This is a genomic window from Streptomyces sp. NPDC054841 (genome assembly GCF_053611045.1).
Window position 1 is genome coordinate 1 of the sequence record NZ_JBSGZO010000206.1, and the last position, 14,494, is coordinate 14,494.

General features: G+C 71.9%; 12 protein-coding genes and 1 pseudogene. 6 read left to right on the plus strand and 7 right to left on the minus strand.

Annotation, left to right across the window (positions count from 1 at the left end; genetic code table 11):
- Nucleotides 1–63: 63 nt before the first annotated feature.
- Together ACWGI8_RS24990 and ACWGI8_RS24995 are read right to left on the minus strand one after the other, a co-directional pair.
- Nucleotides 64–1,023, minus strand: coding sequence for a hypothetical protein (locus ACWGI8_RS24990; RefSeq protein ID WP_453664128.1), 960 nt, complete (start codon nucleotides 1,021–1,023; stop codon nucleotides 64–66).
- Nucleotides 1,024–1,242: 219 nt separating this feature from the next.
- Nucleotides 1,243–1,914, minus strand: a complete 672-nt coding sequence (locus ACWGI8_RS24995) for an SMI1/KNR4 family protein (protein ID WP_453664113.1) — start codon at nucleotides 1,912–1,914, stop codon at nucleotides 1,243–1,245.
- 137 nt (nucleotides 1,915–2,051) lie between these two features.
- Between ACWGI8_RS24995 and ACWGI8_RS25000 the strand changes: the two genes are divergently transcribed.
- Together ACWGI8_RS25000 and ACWGI8_RS25005 are read left to right on the plus strand one after the other, a co-directional pair.
- On the plus strand, nucleotides 2,052–4,100 hold the full coding sequence (locus ACWGI8_RS25000; protein ID WP_453664129.1) for a TPM domain-containing protein: 2,049 nt from the start codon (nucleotides 2,052–2,054) through the stop codon (nucleotides 4,098–4,100).
- Between the two features lie 119 nt (nucleotides 4,101–4,219).
- Nucleotides 4,220–4,930: a PspA/IM30 family protein gene (locus ACWGI8_RS25005; RefSeq protein ID WP_453664115.1), complete on the plus strand. Its 711-nt coding sequence runs from the start codon at nucleotides 4,220–4,222 to the stop codon at nucleotides 4,928–4,930.
- 134 nt (nucleotides 4,931–5,064) lie between these two features.
- Here the strand turns inward: ACWGI8_RS25005 and ACWGI8_RS25010 are convergent, their stop codons facing one another.
- From ACWGI8_RS25010 to ACWGI8_RS25030, 5 genes are all read right to left on the minus strand, one after another.
- Nucleotides 5,065–7,641 (minus strand): SpoIIE family protein phosphatase, encoded by a 2,577-nt coding sequence (locus ACWGI8_RS25010; protein WP_453664116.1) that lies wholly within the window; start codon nucleotides 7,639–7,641, stop codon nucleotides 5,065–5,067.
- 147 nt (nucleotides 7,642–7,788) lie between these two features.
- Nucleotides 7,789–8,217, minus strand: a complete 429-nt coding sequence (locus ACWGI8_RS25015) for an ATP-binding protein (protein ID WP_453664130.1) — start codon at nucleotides 8,215–8,217, stop codon at nucleotides 7,789–7,791.
- A 143-nt stretch (nucleotides 8,218–8,360) separates the two neighbouring features.
- On the minus strand, nucleotides 8,361–8,789 hold the full coding sequence (locus ACWGI8_RS25020) for a (deoxy)nucleoside triphosphate pyrophosphohydrolase (RefSeq protein WP_453664118.1): 429 nt from the start codon (nucleotides 8,787–8,789) through the stop codon (nucleotides 8,361–8,363).
- A gap of 50 nt (nucleotides 8,790–8,839) precedes the next feature.
- On the minus strand, nucleotides 8,840–9,022 hold the full coding sequence (locus tag ACWGI8_RS25025) for an SPOR domain-containing protein (protein ID WP_453664120.1): 183 nt from the start codon (nucleotides 9,020–9,022) through the stop codon (nucleotides 8,840–8,842).
- A gap of 811 nt (nucleotides 9,023–9,833) precedes the next feature.
- On the minus strand, nucleotides 9,834–10,586 hold the full coding sequence (locus tag ACWGI8_RS25030) for a GntR family transcriptional regulator (protein ID WP_453664122.1): 753 nt from the start codon (nucleotides 10,584–10,586) through the stop codon (nucleotides 9,834–9,836).
- A gap of 258 nt (nucleotides 10,587–10,844) precedes the next feature.
- On the opposite strand from ACWGI8_RS25030, the gene ACWGI8_RS25035 reads away from it, so the two are divergent.
- The 4 genes and pseudogenes from ACWGI8_RS25035 to ACWGI8_RS25050 all read left to right on the plus strand — a co-directional run bounded on the left by ACWGI8_RS25035 (nucleotide 10,845) and on the right by ACWGI8_RS25050 (nucleotide 14,478).
- On the plus strand, nucleotides 10,845–11,156 hold the full coding sequence (locus tag ACWGI8_RS25035; protein ID WP_453664123.1) for a hypothetical protein: 312 nt from the start codon (nucleotides 10,845–10,847) through the stop codon (nucleotides 11,154–11,156).
- Nucleotides 11,105–11,515: pseudogene (locus ACWGI8_RS25040) on the plus strand (glycosyl hydrolase family 18 protein); the annotation flags it as partial. The gene ACWGI8_RS25035 and the pseudogene ACWGI8_RS25040, both read left to right, overlap by 52 nt.
- Before the next feature lie 261 nt (nucleotides 11,516–11,776).
- Complete coding sequence (locus ACWGI8_RS25045; protein WP_453664124.1) at nucleotides 11,777–12,988, plus strand: serpin family protein; 1,212 nt, start codon at nucleotides 11,777–11,779, stop codon at nucleotides 12,986–12,988.
- Nucleotides 12,985–14,478, plus strand: a complete 1,494-nt coding sequence (locus ACWGI8_RS25050) for a translation initiation factor 2 (RefSeq protein WP_453664126.1) — start codon at nucleotides 12,985–12,987, stop codon at nucleotides 14,476–14,478. The genes ACWGI8_RS25045 and ACWGI8_RS25050 overlap by 4 nt, the downstream gene beginning before the upstream one ends.
- Nucleotides 14,479–14,494: the final 16 nt, after the last annotated feature.

Consider the following 14,494-nt stretch of genomic DNA (forward strand, 5'->3'; position numbering starts at 1 on the left):
GGCCGCGCCCGGACGGCACCGGTGGGCGCTCCGGCACCGCGGGCCGATCCGCACCACGTCCGGTCAGTGCCAGCCCTCCCGGTACGCCGCCCAGTCCCCCTCCTCCGCCGCGAAGTCGACGTACAGTGCCACCCCGAACCGCTCCCGCTCGCGGTCCGTTCGTCCGAGCCCGAGTCGCGTGCCCCGGATCGCCGCGGCCACCGTCTCCGCGTTCTCCCAGTGGCCGAGGTCGTCCTCGTGGAAGAACGGCAGCCCCATCAGCAAGTCGGTGCCCTGCGGCGTGACTTCGAGCGCGAGAGCCGTCTGCTGGGCGACATAACCGCCGTACAGGCTCTCCAGCGGCATCCACGTGTCGTACGACATGACGGCTATCTGGTCGACCCGGCGGGCCACTTCGCCGAAGAACTCCTGCGACCACCACTTGGGGCTGCCGGTGACCCGGCCCGCAGCCGAGTGCGCGGCCGGCAGGGGGTCTATCTGGTGCGCGGCGACGGACAGCGGGGCCCTGCGCTTCTTGGTGAGGACACGCAGATCGTCGAGGAGTGACAGATAGTCACGGTCGCCGGAGTGCAGGGGCTCCAGGTCGAAGTGGACGCCGTCGAAGCCCGCGTCCAGGATCTGGGCCGTGGAGCGTACGACCGCGTCACGGGTGGCCGCGTCGGGCAGGCGCAGCCCGTCCGGCGACTCGGTGGCCAGCTTGTCGCCGAGCCAGGCCTGCACCCGCACGCCCGGCAGCTTCCGGTGCACACCGTCGATCAGCCACCTCGCACGCGGATACCGCGCGGCGGGCAGCGTACCGTCGTGCTCCAGCGGTCCGGCGTGCACGTACAGGTCCCGTATCCCGGTCCCCCGGATCCGCGCGGCGAAGGCGTCCAGGTCGGCGTCCTTCTTCCGGCCGTCCACCCAGGCGTGACCCAGCCAGACGGCGTCCTTGCCGCGGGTCTTCGTGCCCTTCTCGTACTCCCCCGCATAGTTCCACCGCAGCGCGGCGGCTCCGGTGAGGGCGGGCACGACCAGCAGCATGACGAGCGCGACGGCGATCCGTCTGGGCCATCTCAGCCACGAGCTCCCGGACCTCGGGCTCCCGCGCCACGGATTCCCGGAGCGCAGGCCCCCGAAGCGCAGGTTCCCGAGCCGGGCGCGGGCGCGCCGCAGAATGGCGCGCGGTTCTACGTTCACCGGATCCCCCGTCAGCAGTGCCGAATGATCTCCAACCCTAGACGCCACCACTGACAGTGACGGTCACGCACCGTGCACATCACGCTCGGCACGGGCCAGCCAGTCCAGGTACCAAGCGGCGAATCCGCGGCCCTTCGGCACGACCCCGCCGTCACAGGCCCGCACGTCGTCCCAGACCGTGCCGCGGTGCTCCCCCGTCATGACCAGCAGCGAGTCGTAGCCGCAGCCCTGCTCGCTGATGAAGACGGATCCGGCGGTCTGGGCGTCGTAGAGCTCCTCGTACCGGTCGTCCCAGGCCCGGTGTGCCCGCCGGAACTCCTCCTCGTCCGGGTAGGCGTCCCGCTCCGGCTCCTCGTCGTCGTACGCGTCGAGTTGCCGCTGCACTTCTTCCGGGGCGAAGGGCCGGCCCGCGTCGGCGACGGCCGTTTCTGTTCCGGGGAAGGCCAGGCCGACACCGCGCCAGGCCCAGCGGCCGTCCTTGTAGTGCGGTGTGGTCAGGCCGTAGTCCGGCCCGGCGCCGCCGGCGCCCACCGTCAGCAGAAAGCTGCGGTACTCGGCCGGAAGTTCCGAGCCCAGCCCGGCCTCGAGCGAGCGCACGTCCTGCTCGCGCATCGGCGGCCGGAGCTCGAAGCCGTGCCCCCGGGCGCCGAAGACCTCGCGTGCCCTGCCGTGCTTGCGCAGCGCGGTCACCCGCTCGCGCACCCCGGTCCATATGTTCTGCGTCCCCTCGCCCATGCCCACCAGGCTAGGGACGGCGGGCCGGGCGGGCCCGGGATTTTCCGGCGGGGCCGCAGGCCGTCCGGTCGCGCGACCCAGGCCACGGACATAGCCTCCCAAACGTGACGCGAATAGCCACCCGGGTCCTGCTGGCCATGCTGGTGGCGGCGTGGTGGTTCGTCATGCCCGCCGCTCAGGATGCCCGTGCGGAGGATCCGGTGCAGCTGTCCCGCCAGGGCCAGATCACCGACCGGGTCGATGCGCTCGGGGACCAGGAGGGCCAGGTGGCGCAGGCTCTCGACCGGCTCTACGACGAGCAGCGCGTCCAGCTCTTCGTCGTGTACGTACATGACTTCTCCGGCCGCTCGCCGCAGAGCTGGGCCGACGCGACCGCGACGAAGAACGGCCTGGGGCTCGACGACCTGCTGCTCGCGGTCGCGACGCGCGACCGGCAGTACGCGTACTCCGCCGACCCGGACTCCCGCCTCACCCAGGCACAGCTCGACGAGGTCGCGCAGACCGCGATCGAGCCGGCGCTCCGGCAGAACGACTGGGCCGGTGCCGCGATCGGTGCCGCGAACGGCTACGCCGCCGTGCTCGGGGGGCAGCCCGTGCCCACGCCGTCGATCACGCCCGGGCAGGCCGACCCCGGCGGCGGAGAGGGGGCCTCGGCCACCGACCTGATCCTGCCGGTGGCCGTGCTCGGAGGGGCGGGCGTCATCGCCGCGTACGCGTACAGAAGGCGCAAGAGACGGATCGCCGAACGGACCACCCCGGGCGGCGGGAAGGGCTGGGGCGCGCCGGAGGAACCCTCTCCGACGCCGCTGCCCGAGCTGGACGCCCGGGCGAAGCAGACGCTCGTGGAGACGGACGACGCGCTCCGCACGAGCCACGAGGAACTCGGTTTCGCGACGGCGCAGTTCGGTGAGGAGGCCGCGAAACCGTTCACCGACGCGGTGGCGTACGCGCAGAGCGAGCTGACGGCAGCGTTCCGGCTGCGGCAGGCGCTCGACGACGCCTTTCCGGAGGACGACACGACCCGGCGGCGGATGCTGGAGGAGATCATCTCCCGTTGCGCGGAGGCCAATCGGCGACTGGACGAGGAGTCGGAGGACTTCGACCGGCTCCGCGCCCTGGAGGAGAACGCCCCGCAGGCCCTCGCCACGGCCGAGTCCGCCTACCAGGAGCTCAGCGGGCGGGCGGACACGGCGGAGGCCACCCTCGCCGTCATGCGGCAGCGGTACGCCGAGTCCGCCGCCGCTCCCGTCATCAGCGATGTCGAACAGGCCAAGGAGCGGCTGCTGTTCGCGAAGACCGCGCTCGACCAGGCGCGGCAGTCCGCGGACACGGCCGACAACGCCACGGCGGCCGTGCACGTCCGCGCCGCGGAAGGCGCGGTCGACCAGGCCGGACGGCTCGTCGACGCCGTCGACCGGCGCGCCCGGGAACTCGCGGAGGCGGCTGGGAAGCTGCCGGGTGCGCTCACCGAGACGCAGGCGGATCTGGCCGAAGCGCGGGGCCTGCTGAAGGGTACGGCGGAGGGGGTGTCCACGGCCGATCTCCAGGGCCGGATCGCCCGGGCGGAGACGGTACTCGCCGATGTGCTGCGGGCGACGGACGCCGGTCCGTACGACCCGATCGACGCGTTGCGCCGGATCGAGGAGGCGGACGCCGCGCTGGACGAGGCCCTGGCAGGCGCGCGGGAGCGCGAGGAGGGCGCGCGCCGGGCCCGCACGCTGCTGGACCAGGCGACGCTGACCGCCCGCTCCACGATCGGGGCGGCCGTGGACTTCATCACGACGCACCGCGGGGCGGTCGGGTCGCAGGCCCGCACCCGGCTCACGGAGGCACAGCGCCGGCTGGAGCGGTCGCGGGAACTCGCGGAGGCGGACGACGCCCAGGGTGCGCTGGCCGAGGTGCATCAGGCGGACGCACTCGCCCAGCAGGCGCAGAGCCTCGCCGAGCAGGACGTCCGCTCGTACGGGAACCCGTTCGGCCCGGGCGGTGTACAAGGAGGTGGAGGCGGGCTCGGCGGTGCGGTGCTCGGCGGGATCATCCTCGGCGGCCTGTTCGGCGGCGGGGGCGGACAGAGAGGAGGCGGGGGCTATGGCGGGGGTCTGGGGGGCGGTGGCTTCGGCGGCGGCCCGGGCAGTTTCGGGGGCGGGGGCACACGCGGCCGGCTGGGCGGCGGTGGCCGTTTCTGACGCGGTTCTCTTCCTGCTCCGACTTCGAACTGGACTCCGAACTGAACTCCGGACCGGACTCCGGAATCGGCTCCCGATCCGACTTCGACCGACTCGCATTCCGCACAAGGAGAAGTGCCATGACCAAGCAGACCATCCTCGGCCGTGTCGCCCAGCTGGCGAAGGCCAACATCAACGCGCTCCTGGACCAGGCCGAGGACCCGCAGAAGATGCTCGACCAGCTGATCCGGGACTACACGAACAACATCGCGGAGGCGGAGCAGGCGGTGGCGAGCACCATCGGCAATCTGCGCCTGATGGAGCAGGACCACCAGGAGGATGTGAACGCGGCAAAGGAGTGGGGCGGCAAGGCGCTGGCCGCGAGCCGGAAGGCCGACGAGCTGCGAGCCTCCGGGCAGAGTGCGGACGCCGACAGGTTCGACAACCTCGCGAAGGTGGCGCTGCAGCGGCAGTTGCAGTCCGAGAGGGAGGCGAAGACCGCCGAGCCGACGATCGCCACGCAGACGGAGGTCGTGGACAAGCTCAAAACAGGCCTCGACCAGATGAAGGCGAAGCTCGGCGAGCTCCAGGCCAAGCGGGACGAGCTGGTGGCCCGGGCCAAGTCGGCCCAGGCGCAGAACCAGATGATGGACGCGGTCAAGAACATCGATGTGCTGGACCCGACGAGCGAGCTCAACCGCTTCGAGGACAAGGTGCGCCGGGAGGAGGCGAAGGCGATGGGCAAGCAGGAGCTCGCCGCCTCGTCGCTGGACGCCCAGTTCGAGCAGCTGGACGCCCTGGGCGACAGCGCCGAGATCGAGGCACGACTGGCCGCCCTGAAAGCCGCGTAGCGGCCCGTGGCGGGCGGAAGCGCGGCATGCCGCCGCGCGCCGGGCCGCCCCGGACCCCTGGGCAGCGACAGGAGCCCCGGCCCCGACCGCTGTGGCAGGAATCCCGGCCCCGACCGCCGTGGCGGGTGCCCCGGTCAGAACATGCTGAGGAGCTGTTCCACGCTCGGCTCGGCCGCCGAGTCCCCGTCCGGCAGGGCGAGTTCGAACCACACGGTCTTTCCCCGGTGGGTTCGGCGCGAGCCCCAGGCCGCGCTCAGCAGGCCGACGAGCTGGAGTCCGCGGCCGCCCTCGTCGGTGTCCCGGGCGCGCCGGCGCCGGGGCTGTACGAGACCGGCGTCCCACACCTCGCAGACGAGGGTACGGTCGCGCAGCAGCCGCAGCCGGATCTCGCCCTCGCCGTAGCGCAGCGCGTTGGTGACGAGTTCGCTGACGAGCAGTTCGACCGTGTCCACGAGCGGTTCGAGATCCCAGGCGACCAGCTGAGCCCGGGCCAGCTCACGGGCACGGCCCACCGAGCGGGGTTCGCGGGGCAGCCGCCAGTCGCCCACCGCCTCGCTGGGCATCCCCTGGATGCGGGCCATCAGCAGGGCGATGTCGTCCTCGCCGTGGCGGGTGTCGAGGGTGCTGAGGACGTGGTCGCAGACGTCCTCCAGCGATCGGGCGGAGGCCCCGCCGACGAAGGCGGGGGCGGGATCGGTGAGCGCCCTGCGGAAGGCGCCGAGGCCCTCGTCGAGCGGATGGTCCCGGGATTCGACGAGGCCGTCCGTGTACAGCGCGAGCAGTGCGCCCTCCGGCAGCTCGACCTGGACCTCCTCGAAGGGTTCGCCGCCCACTCCGAGCGGCATGCCCGGCGGCACGTCGAGCAGCAGCGCCTCCTCGCCGGGCTCGACGAGTACGGGCGGCAGATGGCCCGCGTTGGCGAAGGTGCAGCGTCTGGTCACCGGGTCGTACACGGCGTACACGCAGGTCGCCAGATAGACCTCGGAGAGCTCGGGGCCGCGGGACTTGTGGGCGACCCGGGAGGCTTGCTGGGCGCCGCTCGGGGTGCCGAGTCCGCGGGCGATCTCGTCGAGTGCGGAGAGCACCTCGGCGGGCTCCAGGTCGAGCAGTGCCAAGGTGCGTACCGCGGTGCGCAGTTCGCCCATGGCGACGGCGGCCCGCAGCCCGCGCCCCATGACATCACCGACGACAAGGGCGGTGCGATGTCCGGGCAGTTCGATGACGTCGAACCAGTCGCCGCCCACCTCGGTGGCGGTGTTGCCCGGCAGATAGCGGCAGGCGATGTCGAGACCGGCGGCCTCCGGGTCTCCGGGCGGCAGGAGGCTGCGCTGGAGGATCAGAGCCCGCTCGTGCTCGCGGCGGTAGAGGCGGGCGTTGTCGATACAGACCGCAGCGCGGGCGGCCAGCTCGACGGCGAGCGCCCGGTCCCGTTCCCCGAAGGGCTCGCTGCCCTTCGCCCGGGAGAACTGGACGAGTCCGACGACCGTGTCGTGCGCGACCATCGGCACGGCGAGGGTGGACTGGACGAGGCTGCCCTCCTCGCCGGGGATGGCCCGGACGCGGGCGGAGCGCAGGGCCCCGGCGCAGGCCGAGCTGAACGGGTAGCGGTGGACGGCACCGACCTGGGGTGTGGCCGGCGTTCCGGCGCCGGAGCCGGCGAGCAGGGCTTCGGACACGGCGCTGGCGAAGGCGACCCGGCGCAGCTCGGCACTGCCGCTGTACCCATCGGGGTGGGAGGAGCCCCATTGCCCGGGCGGGGCCTCGTCACCGGTGAGCAGTCCCTGGTAGAGGTCGACGGAGGCGAGGTCGCAGAAGCCGGGGACGGCGACGTCGAGAAGTTCCCGGGCGGTGGTCTCCAGATCCAGGGAGTTGCCGATACGGGCGCTGGCCTCGTTGAGGAGGGCGAGATTGCGACGGGCGCTGGCGGCCTCGCGGGCGGCGATGTGACGCCGGGTCACGTCGATGCCGAGTCCGGCGACCCCGATGGGGCGGCCGGACCCGCTGTGCACGCGATAGAGGTTGATGGACCAGTGGCGGCGCTCGGTGCTTCCGGGAGCGGTGCCGACGATCTGCAGATCGGTGACGGACTCGCCTGTCTCCAGGACGCGCTGGAGTGCGGCGGTCATCCGCTCGGCCTCGGGCCGCGAGAGATAGTCGTACACGGTGCGGCCGCGGTGGTCCTCCGCCGCGCCTCCGAAGACGGTCGCGAAGCGCTGATTGGCACGCAGCACGGTGAGGTCCGTACCGAACAGGAGGAAGCCAAAAGGAGATTGACCGAAAATAGCCTGCGAAGCGGCGAGATCAGTCTCTATCCGGCGCAGGGCGCGGACGTCGACGACGATACAGAGAGCGGCCCGCTCGCCGTCCTCCGTCTCGCTCGGCATGACGTACATCTCAGCGAGCCCGTGCGCGCCGCCCTCACCCGGCAACCGGAAAGGGACGAGGCCCGTCCACTCCTTGCCGTCCAGGATCTCGGCGACCTTGCGGTGTCCCCGCGAGCGAAGTTCGGACGGCATGAACACATCGACCGGGTCCTTGCCCCTGACTTCGTCGGGCCGGATGCCGAACTGCTCGGCCGCACGCCGGCTCCACTGGTCGACCAGGCCGTCCGGGCCGATCGAGAAAGACGCGACTTTGATGTAGTCGTAAATCGAGCCGGGCGGACTGCTCTGCCACACCACGCCGCTCGCCGTCTCAGGTATCTCGCTCACGCGACCGTCCCCTCCAGCTCACCGCACCGGACCGGCCATGCCCGCAGTATTCAGCACTACGGCCCCTGGCGGCACGGCGTTCACGATCACAGCACGGTCTCGTTCGTTTTGAGCCGAGCACGCAATGATCGTTCTCCCCTCACACTTCTAACCCGGCAAGGGCAGCTCGAACCACACGGTCTTGCCCGTTCTGCCGCGCCGCGTACCCCACCGCCGGGCCGTACAGGCCACCAGCTGGAGCCCGCGTCCGCCCTCGTCATCAGGTCCGGCGGGGCGTTCCAGGGGCGGATCCGGAAGGGGATCGGAGACCTCCACCCGGAGCGCGGGGCGGGGCGGCGGGCTCATCCCGTCGTCGCTCGGCCGGACCAGGCGGACACCGATGGGACCCGAGGTGTACCGAAGAGAATTGGTCACGAGTTCGCTGACCAGGAGCACCGTCACATCGCAGATCCCGGTGTCCAGGCCCCAGGCGCGCAGGGTGTCGCGGACGACATGGCGGGCAGTGCGTACCGCATCGGCCTCGGCAGGGAAGGTCCACTCGGCGCATTCGCCTTCGGTGTCGATCAACCCGACCACTTCCCAGACCAGCCGCTGAACCATGTCCGCTTTCGGAGGGTTAATCAGCTCATACCCGATATTTGAGGCAGGCTATCGCCGGGAGGGGCGCACGGTGGCACGAACGGCGTACACCGTCAGCCACGTGCACCATTCGAGGAGCCCTAGGAGCCGAAGGAGCCGAAGGAGCCTGAAGGGCGTCGGCGCACAGCCTCCTCGACGGCGGGGCGGTCCTGCGGCAGCCAGTCCACAGCATCCAGGTCATCGGCGGGTACCCAGCGCAGCTCGTCGTGGTCCTCCAGCGGGCGCGGTTCACCGGAGATCAGCCGCACCGTCCAGACCTGGAGCACATAGCCGGGCCCCAGGGGCCACTCGCCGGGCACCCGTTCGACCGGCTCGGCCTCGACGCCGAGCTCCTCGCGCAGCTCGCGCACGAGGGCCTGCTCGGGGGTCTCACCGGGTTCCATCTTGCCGCCGGGCAGCTCCCAGCGACCGGCCAGCTCGGGCGGGGCACTGCGGCGAGCGGCGAGCAGTCGCCCCTGGTCGTACACGGCGCCGGCCACCACGACGCGAGCGGTCACACGATCTGTCATGCGCCGGAGCGTAACCCGCGCCGCGGTGATCTCCGCTCGGGCCGGCGCACTCAGGAGGGTGCGGTCTGCCCGATGTGCTCCACCCAGTAGAGCTGCTTGTGACCGCGGCCGTCGAGGCGGTCGGCGACCTGCTGCGCCTCGTCCTGCGTGGCGTATCTGCCGACGCGGTAGCGATTGCCGTTGTCGTCCTGACGGATCACCAGCCAGGGAAGCATCGCGCCACCGTCGCTCATCGCGCCCCTCCCGCCGCCGGCCTGCACGTCTCTGACGACCCCCAGGAAACCCCACTCTGCATATGCCTGAGCCTACGCCTGACCTTTACTCAGCGGATGCGTGTTTTCACGAAGAGATACGGTTCCGGCCAGGAGCACAGCAGCCGAAAGGGGGCGCACGTGGCGGAGTGCGCCCCCTTCGCCTCAGCTCGGCCGCCTCAGTCCGTGCGGACCGTCGGCATCGGCATCACCACCGGACCGGCGGCGGACGGCTCCTTGCGGCACACATCGCCGCAGTCGGAGTCGAGCGAGTCGAGCGAGCAGCGCAGCGAGCAGACCGGGCCCGGCCGGACCGGGCAGTCGGTGACGTCCGGGAGCTCGTACGCCGGCTCGCGGACCCCGCATGCGCGAGTGGCCGTGATGTCGTCGACCTCGGCAGCGGGGTGGGCTGTTCGCCGGGTTCGGGCGGGCCAGGTGGTACGCGCCTTTCGCAGCCCAGGCGTTCAACGGGCGGAGCACCAGCGCGAGTCCGGCCGCGATGAAGATGGAGAAGGAGGAGAAGGTGGAGCAGGCGGAGAAGGCGCGCGGGGCACAGCGGAGCGAGTGGCCCTCGCGGCCCTCGTCGGCGGCGGGTTCGGCGTAACTGCGCTTGCGCGGCGGGCGCCTGCGCGTCACGGGTGACTGCATCCACCATGAGGCGCCCTGCCGTCCGACGGGATTGCGGGGGCGGACGGGCACGTCAGGAGCCTGACGCCAGGGCACCCGCCGCAGGAGGCCCAGCAGCCCCGAGTGCACCGCGCCGAGCGACCCAGGCGTCCCGGGATCCCACGGGTCACCGCACCGGAAGGTGGTAGGCGATCCGGTAGCGATCGGCCGGCACCACCACGTCCGCCGTCTCCACCGCCCGCCCCGACGCGTAGTACGTCCGCTGGATGACCATGACCACATGCCCCGGGACACCGCCGAGCGTCAGGAGCTCATCCGCCAGCCCAGGCCGCGCGCCGACCTCCTCCACCACGTTGTCCACAACGACATCGATCGCACCCATCCGCTCGACGACGCCGCAACCGCCGAGCGGCCCCTCCTCGGGCAGCATCACGGGCGTGCGCCCCGTGACCGCGAGCGGCTCCCAGGAGGTGGAGAGCATCATCGCCTCGCCGGCGTCCCGGAAGACGTACCGCGTGCGCATCACCCGCTCCCCCGTCCCGACCCCCAGCCGCGCGGCGACCGCCGCGCTCGCCGGCTCCTGCTGACTGCTGGACTCCCAGGTGCCGCGGGCGCCTTCCGCCGCCTGCTCCTGCCGGAACGGATTGGCGCCTACCGGCGGCCGGTAGCCGGAGCGGGCGATACGGCGCGGCACCGGACGCTCGCGCACATACGTCCCCGAGCCGGAGCGGCCCTCGACCAGACCTTCGGCCATCAGCACCTTGCGCGCCTCCAGCGCGACGGTGTCCGACACTCCGTACTCCTCGCGGATCCTGGCCTGCGAGGGAAGGCGGGTACGCGGCGGCAGCGAGCCGTTGACGATCTTCTGGCGGAGATCGCTCGCAACGCGCAGATAGGCGGGCTGCTCACCGAATGTCACTGGCCACTCCCAACAGCTTGACAGACAGCAACAGCCTGGCAACCGACGGTTGCATCCCGCAAGCATGGGCCAGAGTTTCACCCGAAGTGATGACCGCTCTTTACGCAGGCAGTTACCGCAGGTATAGGGATGAGCCTCGCTCGGGTGCGCATCGAATCCTTGACCTCAATAGTCCGGACCAACACCTTCCTGTCGTACCGCGCCCGGCAGCACGCTCCGCTCCGGAATCCCTCCGGCACACGCACAGGAATGAGCCTCATGCGCCGAAGAACCCTTGCCCGGCTGACCACCGCCGCCGCCTCGCTCTCGCTTCTCACCGCGCTCGCCCCCGCCGCTGCGGCGAACGGGGACCGTGACCACCGGCCGCCTGCCGCCCACCTCTACAAGCGCGTCGGCTACTTCACCCAATGGGGTGTCTACGGCAGGGACTTCCAGGTCAAGGACCTGGAGAGCAGCGGCACCGCCGCCAAGCTCACCCACATCAACTACGCCTTCGGGAAAGTCAGCCCGCAGGGCACCAGACCGTCCGCGACTGGCTGCGGCGCGGCGCGCCCGCCCACAAGCTGGTGATGGGCATGCCGTTCTACGGCCAGGGCTGGACGGGCGTCGCCGGCGGCGGCGACGGGCTCGGCCAGCCGGCGAGCGGACCGGCACCGGCCACCTGGGCGGCCGGCTACGAGGACTACAAGGCCCTGAAGAAGCTGGCCGATTCGGGCACGTACAGGGTCCATCGCGACCGCCGGAACGGTCATGCGTGGCTCTTCGACGGCACGACCCTGTGGACGTACGACGATCCTCAGGTGCTGCGCACCAAGACGGCATGCATCCGCGGCCGCGGGCTCGGTGGCGCGATGTTCTGGTCCCTGGACGGGGACACCCCGGACGGTGAGCTGATCACGGCGATCGACCGCGGGCTGACGCGGCGGTAGCGGTACCGGGCAGTGCCGGGCCGGGCCGGGCCGGGCAGTGCCGGGCAGTGCCCGGGGCGGAGGGAGCCGGCCCCTCCGCCCCCTCTGGATCTCTGCGACCAGGACCTCTGCGAGCAGGATCCCTGCGATGACGATCCCCGCGACGAGGATCCCCGCGACGAGGACTGCGACGAGGATCTCTGCGGAGAGGCCAGAACCACGGATACGGTGCTCCTCGTAGAGATCATGCGAACACGTGCGCGGATCGTACGGGGGGATGTCATGCAGCCGGCAGCTGATTCCGTACGTGCGGTGAACCGGCTCACCGCACGGTGGGCGGCGACCGCCGGAACCGGAGACACGGTCTTCTCGGCCACCGGCGTCTGGCCGCTGCTCGCCTTCCTCGCGGACGCGGCGGACGGGCCCGCCCGGGCCGAACTGGAAGACGCCGTGGGCATGCGCGCCGACGGCGCCGCGTGGGCCGCGCGGGACCTCCTGGCCGCGCTGGCGTCCGTACGGGGCTCGCGTTCGGCCGTCGGGCTCTGGGCGAGGCCGGCCCTGCCGCTCCGTGAGAGCTGGGTGGCAGGACTGCCCGCGCACACCCTGAGCGTGCTCAGCGGGGACGCGGAGGCCGACCGCAAGGCGCTCGACACATGGGCGTCGGACCGTACGGACGGGCTGATCGGTTCGATGCCGACCGTCCTCGACGACGGCGTCCTTCTGGTGCTGGCGGCCGCCCAGGCCCTGCGGCTCAGGTGGCTCCAGCCCTTCCGGGAAGGGGAGATGCTTCCCGAGCGCGGCCCCTGGCAGGGGCGCGAGCTGCTCGCCCTCGTGCGGAGGACCTCGCTGCTGGACCGCGTCGGGGTGGCACATACGGCCGCCGGCCCGCTGACCGTCCTCAAGGTGCTCGGCGACACCGGGGTCGACGTCCATCTGCTGCTGGGCGACCCGGAGATGGCACCCGCTGAAGTGCTCCAGGCGGGGCTCGCCGTCCTCGCCGGCACCTGCCGGACCGTCCCGGGTGATCTCCTGTCGTCCAGGGAGCCCGGGCCCGGCCTGGAGGTGAGGACGGTGCCGAGCAGCGCGCCCGAGCCGAAGCTGTCCGTACGCACGAGCCCCTTCCGCCTGACCGCGGACCACGACCTGCTGCGCCGGCCGGCGCCATTCGGACTGTCGACGGCCATGGACGACCGGCACGGACACTTTCCCGGGATCAGTGCCGAGCCCCTGGCGGTCGGGTCGGCCCGGCAGTCGGCGCTGGCCGTCTTCGACGCGGAAGGGTTCGAGGCGGCGTCCGTGACCGCCATCGCCGCCGTGGCCGGCGGGATGCCCCCGCCGCCGCGCTATCTGACCAAGCGCATCGATGCCGAATTCGACCGTCCCTTCGGCTTCCTGACCGTGCACCGCACCTCGCGCCTCGTCCTGACGGCGGGCTGGGTCGCCGAGCCGACGCCCTACCCGGAGTACGAGGAGATGTACGAGGAGGGCGTATGACCGCCGCACTGAAGGGGCTCGCGATCGATCCCGCCGCGCTGAGGGGACTCGCGGTCAATCCCGCCGCACCCGTCGACGTACTCCTGCGGCTGCTGGAGCCGGAATACGCGAAATACGCGGAGGCGTGGAGCCCGCTGTGCCGACAACGGCGGCAGGTGCCGGACGCGGTGGTCGACGCCATCGTGGCGCATCCCGAACCACGCGTCCGTGCGGCATTCGTCCGCAATCCCCATGTGGACGGGGAGCTGCGGGGGCGGCTGGTGGACGATCCCAACTGGTTCGTGCGGACCTGCCTCGCCGACGGGCCGAGGCATCAGTGGGCGACACGGCCGCTCCCGGACTGGGTCATCGACCGGATGTACACGACGTACGGGAACGAGGAGCTGCAGCAGCTCGTCTTCTCCCGCCAGGTACCGCTTCGCGTCCTGATCGGGCACGCGACCCACCCCATGGCGTCGGTCCGGTCGGGCAGCGTGGGCATGTGGCCGTCGCTGTCCGAGGAGCGCCGGGCAGCCCTTCTCGCCGACCCCCACCCGGCCGTCCGCAGGTCGGCGGAGCGGCGGCTCGCATGGGACGACGCGGACGAGACGGACCGGCAGCTGCCGCACGCGGGGACCGGCCATGCGCGTGGTCATCTCCTGGTCAACTGCCGATTGTCCCGGACGGTCGTCGACAGCCTGCTGGACGATCCCGAGCGGGACAGCCGCTGGGTGCTCGCGCACAACTACTCCACCCCGCCCGACGTCGTCGCGCGAATGGCGCGGGACCCGGACCCCGGGATCCGGCTGGAGGTCGCCCGTCGCGACGTCCTGGCCCGCGAGTTGGTGAACCTGCTAGCCCGGGACCCCGCCCCCCGGGTGCGTACCGCCGTCTCCGTACGCCCCGAGCTCACCGAGGCGGAGCGGGCCGCGATCGACTACACCGTGGACCAGGAAGGCTCCGAATACGGCTTCGAACCGGTCGAGGACCATCGGCGTCCCTCGCACGACCCAGCGACCACGGCGTCGATGGCGCACTCCGCGCACCCTCTGCTGCGGCGCCGAGCCGCCACTGACCCGGCACTGCCCGCCGGTCTCGTCGAACTCCTCGCCGCGGACCACGACTTCGGCGTCCGGGTGCTGCTCGCCCAGAACCATCCCGCCCCGCCGCCGGAGCTGCTGCTGCGCTGCTATCTGGAGTACACGCGCCGGGAACGTGACCACCTGATGACGCGCCCCGGCTTCCCGGTCGACGGACTCGCGGACCGTTTCGCGGACGCCGAGGACCCTGCCCTACGCCGGCTCGCGACCCTCGATCCGGAGCTGGGGCCCGGCCTCGCCGACCGGCTCACCCGCGATCCGGACCCCGGGATACGGGCCGCTGCCGCCCGGCATCCCAGCCTGCCGCTCGCGCGGCTGCTCGCGCTGCTGGTGGACGAGGAGTTGGCCGGGGATGCCGCGGCGAACCCCGGCCTCCCGCTCTCCGTGATGTACGAACTGCTCGACGCCTGACCGGGAGGCGCCGCAG

What these genes read in the sequence shown, in the direction of transcription:
- ACWGI8_RS25050 (WP_453664126.1), top strand. Translation starts at nt 12,985, where the DNA reads ATGACCGCCGCACTGAAGGGGCTCGCGATCGATCCCGCCGCGCTGAGG.
- ACWGI8_RS24990 (WP_453664128.1), bottom strand. Translation starts at nt 1,023, where the DNA reads ATGCTGCTGGTCGTGCCCGCCCTCACCGGAGCCGCCGCGCTGCGGTGG.
- ACWGI8_RS25000 (WP_453664129.1), top strand. Translation starts at nt 2,052, where the DNA reads ATGCTGGTGGCGGCGTGGTGGTTCGTCATGCCCGCCGCTCAGGATGCC.
- ACWGI8_RS25005 (WP_453664115.1), top strand. Translation starts at nt 4,220, where the DNA reads ATGACCAAGCAGACCATCCTCGGCCGTGTCGCCCAGCTGGCGAAGGCC.
- ACWGI8_RS25035 (WP_453664123.1), top strand. Translation starts at nt 10,845, where the DNA reads ATGCGCCGAAGAACCCTTGCCCGGCTGACCACCGCCGCCGCCTCGCTC.
- ACWGI8_RS25025 (WP_453664120.1), bottom strand. Translation starts at nt 9,022, where the DNA reads ATGAGCGACGGTGGCGCGATGCTTCCCTGGCTGGTGATCCGTCAGGAC.
- ACWGI8_RS25020 (WP_453664118.1), bottom strand. Translation starts at nt 8,789, where the DNA reads ATGACAGATCGTGTGACCGCTCGCGTCGTGGTGGCCGGCGCCGTGTAC.
- ACWGI8_RS24995 (WP_453664113.1), bottom strand. Translation starts at nt 1,914, where the DNA reads ATGGGCGAGGGGACGCAGAACATATGGACCGGGGTGCGCGAGCGGGTG.
- ACWGI8_RS25045 (WP_453664124.1), top strand. Translation starts at nt 11,777, where the DNA reads ATGCAGCCGGCAGCTGATTCCGTACGTGCGGTGAACCGGCTCACCGCA.